The sequence below is a fragment of the Methanospirillum lacunae genome, assembly GCF_003173355.1.
GTDB classification, from domain to species: Archaea; Halobacteriota; Methanomicrobia; order Methanomicrobiales; family Methanospirillaceae; genus Methanospirillum; species Methanospirillum lacunae.
The window spans coordinates 120335-136948 of record NZ_QGMY01000003.1; the positions used below are offsets into that span (position 1 = coordinate 120335).

The following is a 16614-nucleotide window of genomic DNA, read 5'->3' on the forward strand; positions in this document are numbered from 1 at the left end:
AAGATATATTACCGGATTTTTCCCAGAATAGAGGTTACCACCTCAGATGATGAACAGAGATTATTTAAATCATCTTCATCAAGATCCGCAAGAATCTTTATGATTTCGTCTTTAAACAGACGGTGTGCTTCATGCAGGTGTTCTATTCCAGTCCCAGTAATTGAGATGTTGATTACCCTCCTGTCCTTTGTGTCAGGCTGTCTTTCTACATATCCTTCCCTGATAAGAGAATCAACCAGACTTGTCATGTATGGTTTTGAGATATACAGTCGAGAGCCTAGTGCAGTCATAGATAATGTTCCTTCTTTTTTAAGAAGACCTAACAGACGGTACTGCGCGGTTTGTACACCAGTAATACCATGATCAGATTTGAATATCTGTTTGTGATAGAAGATCAGGAGAGCCAGGATGTTTCCGGCTGCTCTGTCTAGAGTTGTAACATCCATTTCAACTGTCTACTATCTACTTTAGTTCTTGAGGTTAATATTTTTATCATTGAACTATTCTTATGGAAAACCATCTCCGGCAGATTTTGTTACAGTTTCCTTCCTGCGAACCCCGAAGTAGTATCCACCGCCGACTATTATTGCGAGTAGAACTAGAATTGCCAGAGGATCAGCGGTGATCAGCCCAACTGCTCCGGCTGTGGTAACTTCGACTGGTACCTTAATTGTATCAGAAGTCTGACTAGTACCAAGAGCATCACGGAACCTGATTTCAGAGTCTACTGCATATTCTTTTGTTTCTGCATCGCCTGATGTACTGATCTCAAATATAGCAGTGGCAGTCTCTCCTGATTTAATATCACCGAGGTAAGCAAGATTGTCAGAACTCTTAAGCGAACCAACAGGTTTTATCCTTGCTTCTGCCAGATAAGCAGTTGTATCAGCATCATTGCGATAGGTTACCTCAATGCGCTTATTCTCACCCTGACTAATTTCTATCGGTTTGCCGACTGTTGAGAACTTTATCTTCGGTGCTACCGAAATACCCAGTCTTTTTACAGGAGTATCAAGAGTTACTCCATCAGCATTCTCATAGGTAGCGTACAGATCGAGAGGATAATTCTGACCTTGTGCATCTTTTGAGACGGAGACTTTGAACTTGGTATTTACCTCGTCTCCCGGCGAAAACGATCCAATGTAAACAGAACTGTCAACAGGGATCACTGGCGATCCTTCACTGCGTGCAATCTTTGCAATCGTCTTCGATCCTGATTCAACCCCGGTGTTCTTCAATGTTGCAAGCAGGTATCCAGAACCACCGGCATTGATATCCTGCGCCTTAACCTGTGTAACATCAAGATTGATTGCTGATCTAACAACAAAGGGGAGATCAATTGTCATGTCCCGATCAGTATACCGATATGTGACACTTTCAGTTCCCTGTTGATCAGCCTCTGCCAGATATGTATACTTGACGTGGAGTGGGAGAGTATACTTCCCTGGACGAGCATCATCTGTTACCCAGATCTGAAAAGTAGCTGGTTTTGAATTGGAAGCGGCAATATCACCAAGCATCTGTGAGTCAGATTTTACTACTACCGGGGCATTGCCCGCATCAAGTGAAACCAACGTCATTTTTGCGGTACTAGGGCTGGCATCACCATCTAATACACCAGATTGTGCCATTTTGGATGATAGCAAACCCGTATTCTGGATAGAAACTGTAAAAGGATTTGTCGAACCGGGAGAAAACTCGTTGCTCCCGGATATGGATGCAGATATGGCTGGAGAACCGGAAAGGAATTTGGTATCAGCTGATACTGGCAAACATACCAGAGCAGCCAAAACTACCAACATCAGGAGAATACCTGATGCCTTTCGGTATTCCTTTCCTCCCAGGACACCTGCTACCAATAGTTGATGTTTCATACGTGTACTCAATCGTGTTTGTACTTACAGATGTAGTTACAACATCATGTTAATGGTTGCGGTCATTTGTTACATACAAATGCAAATGATAATTGCTACACAGAAGAGTAACATATTTCGGTTCTTATGATCCACATATCAGCATGCAACGGATCGCAGAGGAGCTCGCACGGGTTAAAGAGCTACTCAGGCAACAGCATCAGGGGATGACTATCACCGATATTGCTGAAAAATTAGGTAAGAACAAGCATTCAGTCGGGAGATATCTGGATATCCTGCATGCATCAGGCCACGTCGATCTGAGAACCTTCGGTATGGCAAAGGTGTATACTCTTTCATCCAGAGTTCCCCTCTCAGCCCTTCTCAGTTATACAACCGATCTTGTAATGGTCGTTGACAAAAATCTCCGGGTACTTCAGGTCAATGATCCATTTCTCTCCCTTATTGGAGTTGACAAAGATCAGGTATTATTCCAGGAGATTAGATATATCGCAGCACCGGATCCGGCAATTCATACCCTCCTTGATATCATGGCGGAACAGATTTTAATCGGAAAAGATCTTGAGGAAGTGGCACTTGAGATTGAACCGAAGCGCTATTACCACCTAAAAGTAGTTCCAACAGTTTTTGAAGATGGTACCGCAGGTACAACAGTCATTCTAGAAGACAAAACTACTGAACGACTGGCACACGATGAGATTAAAAGAAGCAGAGAATTTTTTGAAGAGATGATCGCCAACATGAGTGATGGCTTGCTTGTCGTGGAAATTCGAGAGGGGAAAAAAGAAACACTCTATGTCAATAAACGATTCACCGAGATAACAGGTTATAGTAGTGAAGAATTGGCAACTATTGAGCCACCCCAGTTTGCCGGAAAGGAAGAAAAAGAAAAGGTTAGATGCAAATTTAAAGAAATGGGCGATAATCCTGCATCAATACAGGAGTTTAGTTTCTGGTCTGAGCGAAGAGATGGAAAATCGCGATACCTGAATATTAGGATGTCTTCCAACCGTTACGGTGATGCTGACCGATATTATGTACTTATTTCAGATATGACCGAGAAACGGGTTCAGGAAGAACAGCAACAACTCCAGTGGAAAGTAATGCGCAAAGTTGTAGACCAGTTCCCACATCCAATCTCCTGTTATCGCCAGGATGAACGAGTTTTTTTGGTTAATAAGGAGTTTTGCAGACTATTCGGATGCACCCATGAAGAAGAAGCGACAGGTAAAAATCTACAGGAATTACTTCCGGCTGACCTTTATCGAGCATTTGTTAATGGCGACACAGAACTTCTTAAACACGGAGGCCACAAAAGTGGATCAATTCAAATTTATTCGCCTGGAGGGAATATGAGAGAAGTCCCTATTGAAAAATCTGTAGTATCGGTTGGAGATAGTGGAGATCAGTATATTTTTTCAATTATTATTTCAGATTTTGATTATTCCGCGGGAAGTAATAAGAAATCAAGCGGATCCTTCTGAAATTTGTACTATAGAGTAAACACATATACTGGAATAATCATGTGTATTATCTAGAGACAAATTATTAAAGGACTGCTTCGGATATTGAAGATTTTGTTTTTAAAAAAAAGAATTCATTCATCAAACCTGAAACTTTATATACAGCTTATAAGATATAATTCCAGGTAAAACCTATGGCTGATTTACCAATTGCAGCAGTTAGCCGTATCGCTAAGGCGAACGGAGCAGAACGTGTCGGAGCAGATGCAGCTGAACTGTTAGTAAAAAAAGCAGAAGCATACATCGGAAAAGTCGCTAAAGAGGCTAATAAACTCGCATCTCATGCTGGAAGAAAAACAATTAAGGCAGAAGATATCGAGATGGCCTTAGAAAACATCTAACTTTTTTATTCGTTTATTCTAACAAATATCTCTTACATGATTATTCTTAGTGAATAGAGGACTCTTTTGATTGAGTGTCAGATTTTATCTGATTTCGATTGTATAGACTAGACTGACAATTATCTTTTACTGAGGTCAAGTAAACTGATATGTTCCTCTTGGAAACAGAAATTCAAATCTGGCACCAATCCCTGGTTTTCCTGTCTCTTTTATAGTGATCCCGGTAAGAGAAAGAATTTCTCGGACTAGAAATAACCCATATCCCGTATTTTTTCCAAAACCTAACTCAAATATCTGTTCTTTAAGATCCATGGGAATTCCAATACCGTTGTCTTCCCATAGGACTATCAGATTTTCAGTATCCAAATAATATCCAACCCGAATGTTTGTTACCACCTGGCCATGACGAATGGAGTTATCAAGAAGATTGAAAAATATTTTTTCGAGCATCTGATCAGCATATACCCTTACTCCTTTCAGTTTATTCTCAAAATTAATATTTGTCGGAATATATGCAAATGGCATACAGGAGTCAAGATCAAGCCATTGAGCAGTATGAGAACTCATATCCTGGTAAAATCGGGTAAATTCAATCTGCGCTTTTATAGTATCTGCAGCAGTTCTCATCTTCATAATATACTCAATTAATCCCGGCTCTGAGAACTCCATCTGAATTATTTCCAGAGAACCCTGGATCACCATTATCATATTCAGAATATCATGGCGGGTTATACTTGAGAGAAGGTTAAGTTGCTTATTTTTTCGGAGGATTGCATCTTCCATCTGTTTCCGTAAGGTGATATCCCGGAGTGATAATAAGACCGCTGGTGAATCGCGATATAGGATCTCTTTTCCTATTCCCTCAATCCATATCGTCCTACCTGATGATGTTATAGCCTGATAATCTACAGTATATGGCTCTATGACATCTGCAACATGCCCGATCTCATAGATTACACGATCATGTGATTCAGGAGAAATAAAGTCAAGGACATTTTGTTGACCTGATTCTATCAGGTCCTCAATATCCAGATCGAAAATCCTACCTGCAGCCTGATTTCCAAATAAGAGTATCCCCTTTTTATCGATAATAATAATACCATCTAAAGAAAGATCAACAAGCATCCTGAATTTTTCTTCACTCTCTCTGAGGGCATCTTCAATCTGAGATCGTTCTATTTCAGCAGCCACTTTACCAGCGATGATATCCATAATCTCTCTGGTTCCTTCTGGTGGAACCAGTGGTTTTCTGGATAATACACAAAGCACCCCAATAGTTTTTCCCTCATAATTGCGTATAGGTGTCCCACAATATCCGCGAAATTTAAATTGTTTTAAAATATCAGCCTCTGGGAAATTCATGATGACGTTATCAGTACAGATGTGAAATTCCTGTTCGCAGGTTTTTTCACAGGGTGTACCAGATAACGAATAATAACCGTCAGAGATTTCTTCTCCATCAAGTATCATTGAAATCGCATTCACTCCAGTGTGATCCGGGTTTAATTTTCCAACAATAACACAGTCAGCCTGGAGCCATGAGCGGAGAATGTTTGAAATATTTCGTACTGCTGAAAGTCCAGTTTTTCGAACCAGGGTTCCAATAAGTTTTTGAAAATTCGACTCTGTATCTCTGCGTTTAGTGATATCTTCACTAACACCATAATAGCCCGAGATTCTCCCTCTTATGTCATAAGCAGGTGTGCTACTGATATTGAGAACAACAGTACTTCCATTTTTATGCTTGAATAAAATTGTTGAGTCTTTTATAGGGGCAAAGTTAGAGAGTGCAATTACAGAATCATTGTATGGGTCATCCCTGGTTGCTGGGTCGAGAAGACTAGAAAAGTGTTCTTTCCCTACAAGTTCTTCGGAACGATATCCCAGAATCTGTTCTACAACAGAACTTGAATACCGATAGATACCTTCAGAATCAACTTCCCAAATCCATGTTCCAGCATTCTCGCTAACAGCCCTAAACCTCATTTCACTAGCCTTAAGCGCTTCATGGGCGAGTAAACGATCAGTAACATCACGAACTGTAATCAGTAATGCAGGGTTCCCTTTGTAAGTATGGATTTGCCCAATACTTTCAACGTAAATCTGCTTTCCTGTTTTGGTTATTGCTTGATGATGTGAACATAGAGGCTCACAGGTATTTCCTATCTGTTTGTATTGTTTTCGAACTTCTTCGCGTGATTCATCTGCAATAAATTCAATTATATTCCTTCCTATGACTTCAGAAGTATCCTCAAATTCAACCATTTGTACAGTGGCTTTATTAGAAAACAGAATCGTCCCCTGGAGATCAGTGAGAAGAATACCCTCATGACAACAATCAATAAGGAATCTGAACTTTTCCTCTTTTTCTTTTAATGCTGATACAGCCTTTTTTTGTTCGGTAATATCCTTAATTGATGAAAGAATGTGTCTTTTTCCGTTCACCTGAATTAACGAGGAGGATATCAAAACATCCCTAATCTTTCCACTTTTTCTTTGACTTTTTATTTCCATGCCATTGATGACATGTTTATTGCGAAGGGTTGAAATAAACCGTGATTTTTCATCTTTATCATAAAAAAGATTATTCAAACCGGTTTTATTCCCTACTATTTCATGAATGAGATACCCGGTTTCTCTTTCAAACGCTGAATTTACATCTACAACTGTTCCATCATCAGCAGAGACCAGAGTTAAGGGAACGGGATTATTTTTAAATACTGAACTAAATTTAGACTCAGACTCCATTAGTGCATCTTCAGTGAGTTTCCTTTCAGTAATATCCCTAATTGATACAAGTACGGCCGATGATCCCTTGAAACGGATTCTTTTTCCGATGGTTTCTACCCAGATATCACGGTTTTTCCTTGTTCGTAATTTATATTGGGATGACTGTTTATTAGTACCAAGGAGAATCTGATCAATATTCTGTTTTGCTATATCGTGATACTCTGAAGAAAGAAAATCATGAACATTAGTTCCAATAAGTGATTTATACGTATATATGTCAACTAATTGACTGGCAGCATTATTGAGAAAGAGAATATCTCCAGAATAATTGATGATAATAATACCTTCGAGTGAATTCTCAACAAGTGCTCTGAATTTTTTTTCGCTTGCCCTCAATTCCTGTTCATTCTTACGTACTTCATCAAATTTTTCATGAAGTTCTTCTTCAACACAGGACAATTGTTCATATGCTGAATGTAGTTCATTATTTTTGAGTTTAACTTCTTCTATAATCCGGTTTTGTGCAGTTATATCCACAATTGTGGTGAGAAGAGAGGGGGATCCTTTTATAGTAACAGGGGTAGTCGAGAGGAGAGCTTCTATTTTTTGTCCCCTCATCCCGGTCAGAGTTATAGGCACATTGCTAACAAGTGACTTGATTTGACAAATACTGTTAAACCAATAGGAATAATATTCAGAAAATAACCCAAGTTCACCAAAAGTTTTGCCAATTACTTCATCCTTAATACAACCACATAAATTCAGGAATGCAGTGTTGACAGTTTGAAGGTAACCATTTTGACAGGATATTGTAACTATTGGATATGGACTTGAATCAAAAATGGTGTGATATTTTTCTTCACTTTCTATGAGAGCCTGTTCTGCAATAAAGCGATCATCTTCAGCCTTTTTTTTGAGAATTGCCTTCTTTAATTGATTCGCTAATTCTGCAAATTGTACTTTGGGTTTTCCCCCTTTTTGTAAATAAAAATCAGCACCTGCATTAAGCGCCTTTATGACAACCTCTTCACGCCCTCTTCCAGTAAATAAAATAAAAGGAAGGTCAGAATATCGGCTTCGAATCTCGTGAAGCAGTTCAATACCATCCATGCCAGGCATTTGATAATCTGATACTATCGCATCATATTGGTTCAATATTAAGAAGTCCAGAGCATCATTTGCAGATTGGACAGTAGTTACAACAAATTTCCATTTCTGCTCAAGATAGAGTTTTCCAATCTCAAGTAGAGTGGGTTCATCATCAACGTAAAGAACCCGATACGTGATTTCTGTAGGTGTACTAAGGATTGGCATATATTTTATGGATAATGTAAGTGGGTCAGAGAGAGGAATCCAAACCACCATTTCCTTCCCTTTATTCAATCCATTGACAAATATTACATATTTACTTTAATTAAGTTTATCACTTAACTATGATTTATGGTTGAAGACTAATATCTACATCTTTATTAGAACCATGTGTTTCATAAATTTTATAATCCAGACAATCTGTTTTGAACAAAGTTATTACTAGTATCAATTGTTTTTAGCTATGAGATAAAATGGAGGTTACTGGCGCCTATTCATACCTACATTTTTGACAAAATCTTTTATAGAATTACATTTTTTGAAGAAGATTACTGATATTTAAATTATCAGCCAGTATAATATTTCTTTATGCAATTCATCAGGGTCAATGCTAGTTAAAATGAAGGGCCTGTTCTTTTCTTAACTTAGCAGATAAAATTCTTCATTTACTAAAAATGAGATAGTTTTCAAGATGAAATTAGAATTGTGACTTATAATAGATAATATATTACAACATTAGGAAGCTGATCAATAATATTAATAGGAGTATTTTGGCGCCAATAGAGGCATCTTCATCTTTCAATATCCACAATAGAATGGAGTATTATTCTGATTTTAAAAAAATACAGCTGTGAATTTAGTTACCATAATTATTAGAGTCCTAGTATGAATAATTTTATATTTTTTCATATGTTCGATATTATTGGAAATATATAGATATTTAAAAGCGAGATATACTTCAAATTTTGTGAGCATGTAAAATGAATCAACGGGAAAAATTTAAATTTACATGGGAACTTATTGGAGATCCAACTGACGGAAGGCCAAATCTGGGCCCTCTTGTTCCTCTTGAAGTTTATAGGATCATGCAATATTGTTTTCGTGAGGTCGTAGAGGAAAAATATGGCGTTGAACAGGGTGAATCTATTATTTATGAGGCTGGAAAAAAAGCAGGAGTAGGTTTTTATTACCATGTTCTACCAACTACAACAGATCATCAAGAATTTATAAGAACCCTTCAGGATGCACTAAGACAATTAAAGATTGGCATATTTAGGATTGAGCAGGGAGATTTGGATGGTAATCTCATAACTGCATCAGTTTCAGAAGACCTTGATTGCTCTGGTTTGCCTGAACTTGGATACGGTGTATGTACTTATGATGAAGGATTTCTGGCTGGGATTTTTGAACAATATACAGGGAAAAAATGCCGGGTGCGGGAGATAGATTGCTGGTGTACAGGCGAGAGAACCTGTCGGTTTAGTATTGAATTTTGTTCATAAATTAAGAATGATAATACCAAAAAAGAATAATTTGCCTTCTAATGCTGAAGATGAAGCACCTGAATCTGATCTAAAACAGGCACTCAATCTTATTTCATCAGTCATTCAGACCAGAGGGAATATACCTGATATCCTTCCAGGGACACAGGAGGAACAGATATTACTCAGGTCAATCCTTATGACTTTGAAAAGTTCACAATATCATTTACTTGAAATATCTGATGGAAAACTGGATTCAAATATTGAATTACGGGGTACTTTTGGTGGAGCATTAAAGCATCTCCAATCAAATTTAAGGCACCTCACATGGAAAACTCAGGCCATAGCAAAGGGAGACTTTAGCCAGAAAATCGATTTTTTACATGATTTCTCAGTTGCATTCAATTCTATGGTTCAGGAATTAGAAGATGCAAAGAAAACACTACTTCTAAAAAACAATGAGATCCAAGAGGTCAATAGGTCATTATTTATTAGTACAGAGCAATACAAATCTCTGATCCTTACATCACCAATCTCAATATGCGTAATCAACAATGAAACAGTTTTACTAGCAAATCCTGCTTTTCTTAAATTACTCCATATTTCTGATGAAAAACAAGTAGTCTCCAATTCATTTATTCAATATATTCACCCAGATAAAATAGATCATTTTTTAGAGCAAATGTCCTTATATGGGGAACATGAGGTAAACTGGAACCATTTTGAAGAGGAGATGATCTGCGAAAATGGGGAAGTTATCAATACTGAGTTTGTGGTGACTGATATTATTTTTGAAAATAAACCCTCAATCCTCTTTTTTATTTATGATATCACTACAAGAAAAAAGCATGAATTACAGATACTCAATTCACTTCAGGAAAAAGAAATCCTCCTTAAAGAGGTATATCACCGAGTAAAAAATAATCTTCAGATAATCTGGTCTCTTCTTTCAATCCAATCACGACAAGTCAAGGACGAAACAGTAAAAGTCTATTTTATTGAGTGTCAGAATAGGATCAAATCTCTTGCTTTGCTTCATGAAAACCTTTATCGAACAGACAATCTTCGTGATATTAATTACGGACAATACCTTACCCAAATCACAACAAATTTAGTTCAAAATTATTGTTACAATTCAAAAAATATATTATTAGAAATAGAAGCATTTGATACGACAATTCCACTCTCTCATGCTGTTCCCTGTAGTCTCATTGTCAACGAGATGGTGACAAATTCCTTAAAATATGCATTTAATGAAACAGGAAAAGGAACTATCAGAATACTATTCCAGTACGACCATGCAAATAAGATATATTTTCTCGATTACCGTGATTCGGGTCCGGGATTTCCAGATGAAATAATACCACATCAAACAAAATCACTGGGTATCCAATTGATATATGGACTTACAAAGCAACTAAAAGGCACGGTATTCCAGGAGAATGATAACGGTGTGCATTATATCATTAAATTTCCATTTAATCCAGACCAGGATGAAATATGAATAGTGAAAGAAAGAAGATCCTCATCGTTGAGGATGAGTTCATAACATCTATGGATTTAACTGAAAATCTTGAGTCAATGGGTTTTTTAGTACCTGCTACCACTGATGTAGCAGAAGATGTTTTGCCTCTTGCCCGGGAACATTCTCCAGATCTCATATTGATGGATATTAATCTGAAAGGGGAGATGACCGGAGTCGAGGCCTCTAATCTTATTAAAAAAGAACTTGATATTCCAATAATATTTGTAACTGGTCAATCTGATGAATCTACTATCTTAAAAGCAATAGAAAGTGAACCTTTTGGATATATTTTAAAACCGTTTGATGATCGAAGTCTCAAAACTTCTATTGCAATGGCGTTATACAAGCATTCAGTTGAACACAGATTAAAATTGAGTGAGCAGCGATATCGAACGATTGCCGAATCTTCTGATAATCTTATTGCAATTCTGGATGTTAATAATAAGTTTGAATATATAAATAAATCAGGCTTGAATTTATTAAACACACTACCAGAAAAGATAATCGGATCTTCAATATCGGAAATCATCCCATCTTCGAGTGCGAATGAACTTCACCAGGAAATAAATAATGCCAGGCAATTACACGAAAAAAGACATATTCAGGTTCAATTATTTATAAAGGATAAAGAAATATGGATTTATTCAACATTTATTCCATTAAATCAAGGCAATTCTAACAATTCCCAGATTCTTTGGATATCTTATGACATTACAAATTCAGTCCATCTCCAAAATAAGTTGAATGCTGATGGATTAATCCAAATTGAAAAAAATATGGAGCAATTTCAGATTTTAAACGATGAAATCAGAAATCCTCTCGCAATTATTGCAACTTGTGTGTCTCTTGATGAACCTCCATCCGGGCCTCAAATTCTTAAAGCTGTTAAAAGGATTGATGATTTAGTAACAGAACTGGATAAAGGATGGATCGTTTCCAATAAAGTACGAACATTCTTGATGCGTCATTATCAACATGGAGAAAATTTGAAATCGTAATGTATATTTCTGAATCAGGCTTACTCCTTCCTTTGAAAAAAATCTTGAAATAATTACAAACCTTCTCCATACCGGGCTCATGATTCAGTAGTTTGGTAGATTTTACGAATATCAACAGGATTATTACGCCATGAGTTATACAGTGCTTTTTACAGGCCTTTCACTTCTGGCTGGAATGCTCTTATTGAGTCTTTTTATCGGTACATTAAGAACATCAAAAAATAATGTTATTGCTCTAACTTTATTCGCTTCATTAGCCGTATATTGCTTTGGATATGCCCTAGAATTACAATGTTTTCCTCTTCCGGTTACACTCCAGATTATTGGAATAGAATACATTGGAATCGCTATTGCCCCAGTAGCGGTATTCATCCTTGTACTTAGATATTTAGGATTACAAACTCAGACAATCAAAAGATTGATCCCATCTCTTCTCATAATTCCTTTATTTTCCCAAATAGTAATATGGACTCCTTTGATCATTCCTTGGTTTTATGAACAGGCATGGATGAACACTACATCCATTCTTCCAGGATTTGAAATGATTCCAGGTGTCTGGTGGTATATTATCTCAATATGGAATGTACTCTTACTCACTATCAGTTTGATTATTTTAATAATAAAAACAATTAGAAACCATGATACTAATTGGAAATTATCTATTCTTATTTGCATTGGAGTTATCGCCCCATTATTAAGTTTTTTTTTAAATTTTTATCTGAGGCAATCGATTCCAATAGATTCCACCCCATTTTTTTTAATGATTACAGGAGTGACCCTTTTTCCTGCGATAAACAAACACAATCTACTAAATATCGTTCCAATTGCATACGCAACAGTATTTAATACTCTTGGCTCAGGTCTAATTGTCCTTGATAATCAGGGAAATATTCGTGAAATAAACAAAGAGGCAGAAAAAATTTTTTCAGTTTCAAAAGCCGCAGTGATTGGAGAAAAAATTCAGTCAAGTCTACAATTGGGCGATTATTTGTATAATATAATCGATCATTCATCAGGTAAAAGAGAAGAGATCTCAATTTCTCATTCTAAAAAAACTGAATATTACCTCATTGATATTATACCATTTAACGAAGGTGATTCAAAAAAATCAGGTAGCATTCTTATGGTTACTTGTATTTCAGAGTGGAAACAGAAAGAAGACAAATTAATTGAATATACAGAGCTTATTGAGATTAGAAACTCAGAACTAAATGGCGCCTATAAAGAGTTAAAAATAAAGCAAGACGCTTTGAAGGAGAGTGAAAAATCACTTAAAAAAGCTCATGAAATAGCAGGACTTGGAATATACGAATTAAACCTTTCTTCTAAACAGATTTTTGTTTCTGATGAGGTACTCACCATATTCGGACTTAACTCAGCAAATAAAAACCCAGATATTTCTGATATTTTAAAATTGGTAAAACCATCCTATTTTGATCTAGTATCATCATCCTTTGACTCATTAATAAAATCAGGTATACCTTTTACAATCGAATTCTGGATAGTGAGGTCTGATGAAAATGAATGTGCGATAAGAGGAAAAGGGGAAATAAATCAGGAAGATTTAAATGGAGAAAAATATGTCACCTTCATTTTTCAAGACATTACTGAAAGAAAACTGATGGAGGAAGAAATTCAGGAGGCAAATTTAGAAAAAGAGATATTGCTCAAAGAAATTCATCACAGGGTAAAGAATAATATGCAGATTATCTCATCTCTCCTTTCAATGCAATCACGCTATATTAAAGATCCAGAGATTCAGATGATCTTTAAAGAAACCCAGGCACGTGTAAGATCTCTTGCATTAGTACATGAGCAGTTGTATCAATCAACCAATCTAAATAAAATTAATTATCGTGAGTATATTCAGAAAATAACTAAGTATCTATTGCAATCACACGAAATAACCAAGGGTACAATTACATGTAGTCTAGTCTGTCCAGATATTGAACTCACAATTGAAAAGGCAGTGCCCTGTAGTTTGATACTATCAGAATTGCTAACCAACTCGTTTAAACATGCATTTAGAGAGGGTCAAATTGGAGAAATAAGAATCCGGTTTTCATTTAGTTCTTTATCTAATCTTTATACACTTGATTATCAGGATAATGGTAAAGGTTTTTCAGAAAATATTCAATATAAGGAAGGAATGGGATCTACTTTAATAAACGGTCTTGTTAGACAATTATCAGGCCATATCTCATTTGAAAATGCGAATCCAGGTGTTCACTATTCAATAACATTTCCAGAGAACATGCCAGAAAAAAAGTGAACTAAATTAACCGTGAAAAATAAGAAAACAATGGAATTTATGCAATCAATTATTCAAACCGATTTGACCATACGAATTTTAGCCAGATGGTGAGAAATAAATGCGTACTCGCAGTGATAATCAAAAATCGATAATTCTAGATGTTTTGTCAGCGGAAAACCGCTCTTTGTCGATCTCGATGATTGCCCAGAAAACAGGGATTAACCGCCATACTGTTGCTCGTCATTTAGACCTCTTAGAAATGTTTGGAAAGGTAAGGAAGGTCGAAAAGGGTGTAGCAAAAAAGTATATGATTATTGAAGACATCCCAGTATCAGGCCTCATCGATCTGAGTGAAGATCTCATTATTATTCTAGATTCAAATTTTTACATACAATATCTCAATAGTGCTGCTCTGAAATTTTTTAAAACAACATTAAGTAATTCAATTGGGAAAAATCTATCAGATATATCGCTGCCCTTACTTGCAAAACAAACCATTCTGGATCAGATATCTAATTTTTCTTTTAAAAAGCCAATAATTCTTGAAATAAAAAATGAAGATCAAAGATGGTTTCAGATTACGATTCTCGGTTATTCTCTTTTACACGCACCAAACCAAATTGCCATTATTTTTACTGACATTACATTAAAGAAAAAAATTGAGACAGATCTAAAAATTGCACAGGAAAAGTATACAATTGCCTTTCAATCATCCCCTGATGCTATTCTTATTAGTGATATAAAAACCGGTGAACTAATCGAGGTCAATGAAGCTACCTGCACTATTTCAGGTTATTCACGTGAAGAACTTATTGGAAAAAATTCAAAGGAACTTGGACTTTTTAAAGATCCAACTATCAGAGACCGGGTAATACATAATCTATCATTATATATTTTGAATAATCGGTTGGATATAGAAATCGTTAGGAAAAACGGTAAGACGGCATATATATCATTAGTTACTAACGAAATCAAAATCGGAGAACGTATATGTCTCCTGTCTACGGCTCGTGATATCACCGAAATAAAAGAAGCCCAAGAAAAGATTAAAAAAAGTGAAGAACTGTACCGACTTCTTGCTGACAATACTCAGGATGTTATTTGGATATTAGACCTTACTACACAACGATTTACATATGTCAGTCCATCGGTTTATCGTTTACGTGGGTTTACACCTGAAGAAGTTCTTACACAGTCTATGCAGGAGGTCATGACAAAAGAATCCTATGAAAAAATTATTAGTAAAGTTCCACAAATTGTTCAGGATTTAAAAAATGGGACTATATCTCCCTATAATACTTCTCGGGTTGATCAGATTCGAAAAGATGGGACAATTGTTACTACTGAAGTAGTAACCAGTTTTCTTTGCGATAGAACGGGAAAATATTCTCATGTATTAGGAGTATCTCGCGATATATCCACTAGGATAAAAATTGAAGAAAAATTAAGAGAGAGTGAAAGCCAATACAAATTTTTAGCAGAATCAATAAAAGATGTTGTTTGGATTATTGACCCAACTGATCTTACAGTAAAATATGTAAGTCCGTCAGTTATAGGATTACTTGGATATCTACCAGAAGAGTTAATAAATGAAGGATTTGAGAAATTAATTCTCTCAGAAAATCTAGAAAATCTAATCCAGACTATCAAAGAAAGGTATCATAAGTGTATTCATCAAATCAAACATGGTTTGTTTTTTAATGATGAAATTCAGGTACTTACCAAAAGAGGAGAAAAAAAATGGATTGAAATTACATCACAATTCTCCCCTAACCCTACTTCTGGTAAAATTCAATTAGTTGGGATTGTTAGAGATATTTCAGAGAAAAAGAAAATTAATCAAGAGCTCCTTGAGAGTGAAGCAAAATACCGACTAGTTTCAGAAAATGTTCATGATCTCATCTGGATGATTTCTGCAGATACTCATAACATTTTGTTTGTCAGTCCTTCAATTCGAAATTACTATGGATATCTTCCAGAAGAAGTTATTGGTAGTCCATTTTCAGTATTAATTCCAGAACCACAATATAATGAAATGATGAAAAAACTTCATCAAAATATTATTTCATTTGAGTCTGGAGATGAATCTAAACGAAATTTTAGGTTTGAAATTGAACACCTTCATCATGACGGACATCGATTGATTACTGAAGTATCTACAACCCTTATTACAACTACATCTCGAAAGGTAGTCAATATCCTGGGATTATCCCGGGATATAACTGAAGAAAAACGTAATAAACATGCTTTAATGAAAAGTGAGGCAATGTTTAAAAGTATTTTCAATGAATCTCCCATAGGACATATTCTCTGCAATCATTACGGAAATATTATTGAAATTAATCCAGTATTAATGGATGAGTTTGGTATTGAGAATAACTCTGTACTCGTTGGACAATGTGCCTGGAACATAATTCCTTTAACAAATGAAGAACATATTACCATTCTATCAGGAAATAAAATTAGTCGTGAAATCAATATTTCTTTTGACTACTTATGGAAAATGAATATAATTCCTACAAACAGGTGCAAAACTGCAATTTTTGATATGAAAATTACTCCACTCCTAACGATGAACCCTGATGAAGTGGGATATTTAATTCATCTTCTAGACATCACAGAAAAACGAAAAATTGAAAAGGAACTAATAGCGAAAAGAACTCCATAGAAAAATCTAATGTGATGAATTATACTCCAAAAATGATATCGGTAATATTCGATTATTGAAAATGATAAAACCCAACTTTGCCACTAATCAAAATAAATGTGTTATTAGTGATGTTTGAATCCTCCAAAATA

General features: G+C 35.8%; 10 protein-coding genes. 7 read left to right on the forward strand and 3 right to left on the reverse strand.

All coding sequences use genetic code 11. The annotated features are described in order from the left end of the window. Positions 1-8: 8 nt before the first annotated feature. A complete protein-coding gene (locus DK846_RS05345) occupies positions 9-446 on the reverse strand; it encodes a MarR family winged helix-turn-helix transcriptional regulator (protein WP_109967903.1) in 438 nt (145 codons plus the stop codon). 60 nt (positions 447-506) lie between these two features. After that, entirely contained in the window at positions 507-1874 is a 1368-nt protein-coding gene (locus DK846_RS05350; protein ID WP_146201140.1) for a COG1361 S-layer family protein, read from the reverse strand. 143 nt (positions 1875-2017) lie between these two features. Here DK846_RS05350 and DK846_RS05360 point away from each other — a divergent pair, with 143 nt between their 5' ends. Further along, positions 2018-3358, forward strand: coding sequence for a PAS domain S-box protein (locus tag DK846_RS05360; protein WP_109967906.1), 1341 nt, complete (start codon positions 2018-2020; stop codon positions 3356-3358). Positions 3359-3531: 173 nt separating this feature from the next. After that, the gene (locus DK846_RS05365; protein ID WP_109967907.1) at positions 3532-3738 is read left to right on the forward strand and encodes a histone family protein; all 207 of its coding nucleotides are present in this window, start codon (positions 3532-3534) and stop codon (positions 3736-3738) included. Positions 3739-3873: 135 nt separating this feature from the next. Here the strand turns inward: DK846_RS05365 and DK846_RS05370 are convergent, their stop codons facing one another. After that, positions 3874-7782, reverse strand: coding sequence for a PAS domain S-box protein (locus tag DK846_RS05370; RefSeq protein WP_146201141.1), 3909 nt, complete (start codon positions 7780-7782; stop codon positions 3874-3876). Between the two features lie 755 nt (positions 7783-8537). Between DK846_RS05370 and DK846_RS05375 the strand changes: the two genes are divergently transcribed. The 5 genes from DK846_RS05375 to DK846_RS05395 all read left to right on the forward strand — a co-directional run bounded on the left by DK846_RS05375 (position 8538) and on the right by DK846_RS05395 (position 16483). Continuing rightward, entirely contained in the window at positions 8538-9059 is a 522-nt protein-coding gene (locus DK846_RS05375) for a V4R domain-containing protein (RefSeq protein ID WP_109967909.1), read from the forward strand. 31 nt (positions 9060-9090) lie between these two features. Next, positions 9091-10542: a histidine kinase dimerization/phosphoacceptor domain -containing protein gene (locus tag DK846_RS05380; RefSeq protein WP_181391637.1), complete on the forward strand. Its 1452-nt coding sequence runs from the start codon at positions 9091-9093 to the stop codon at positions 10540-10542. After that, on the forward strand, positions 10539-11561 hold the full coding sequence (locus DK846_RS05385; protein WP_109967911.1) for a response regulator: 1023 nt from the start codon (positions 10539-10541) through the stop codon (positions 11559-11561). The genes DK846_RS05380 and DK846_RS05385 overlap by 4 nt, the downstream gene beginning before the upstream one ends. A 130-nt stretch (positions 11562-11691) precedes the next feature. Further along, positions 11692-13833 carry a histidine kinase N-terminal 7TM domain-containing protein gene (locus DK846_RS05390; RefSeq protein WP_109967912.1) on the forward strand — a complete coding sequence of 714 codons (2142 nt, stop codon included), beginning with the start codon at positions 11692-11694 and terminating at the stop codon, positions 13831-13833. A gap of 100 nt (positions 13834-13933) precedes the next feature. Next, positions 13934-16483 carry a PAS domain S-box protein gene (locus DK846_RS05395; protein ID WP_109967913.1) on the forward strand — a complete coding sequence of 850 codons (2550 nt, stop codon included), beginning with the start codon at positions 13934-13936 and terminating at the stop codon, positions 16481-16483. The last annotated feature ends 131 nt before the right edge of the window (positions 16484-16614 follow it).

Excerpts from the sequence above, each read along its gene's own strand:
- DK846_RS05345 (WP_109967903.1), bottom strand. The coding sequence starts at position 446 with ATGGATGTTACAACTCTAGACAGAGCAGCCGGAAACATCCTGGCTCTC.
- DK846_RS05350 (WP_146201140.1), bottom strand. The coding sequence starts at position 1,874 with ATGAAACATCAACTATTGGTAGCAGGTGTCCTGGGAGGAAAGGAATAC.
- DK846_RS05360 (WP_109967906.1), top strand. The coding sequence starts at position 2,018 with ATGCAACGGATCGCAGAGGAGCTCGCACGGGTTAAAGAGCTACTCAGG.
- DK846_RS05365 (WP_109967907.1), top strand. The coding sequence starts at position 3,532 with ATGGCTGATTTACCAATTGCAGCAGTTAGCCGTATCGCTAAGGCGAAC.
- DK846_RS05370 (WP_146201141.1), bottom strand. The coding sequence starts at position 7,782 with ATGCCAATCCTTAGTACACCTACAGAAATCACGTATCGGGTTCTTTAC.
- DK846_RS05375 (WP_109967909.1), top strand. The coding sequence starts at position 8,538 with ATGAATCAACGGGAAAAATTTAAATTTACATGGGAACTTATTGGAGAT.
- DK846_RS05385 (WP_109967911.1), top strand. The coding sequence starts at position 10,539 with ATGAATAGTGAAAGAAAGAAGATCCTCATCGTTGAGGATGAGTTCATA.
- DK846_RS05390 (WP_109967912.1), top strand. The coding sequence starts at position 11,692 with ATGAGTTATACAGTGCTTTTTACAGGCCTTTCACTTCTGGCTGGAATG.
- DK846_RS05395 (WP_109967913.1), top strand. The coding sequence starts at position 13,934 with ATGCGTACTCGCAGTGATAATCAAAAATCGATAATTCTAGATGTTTTG.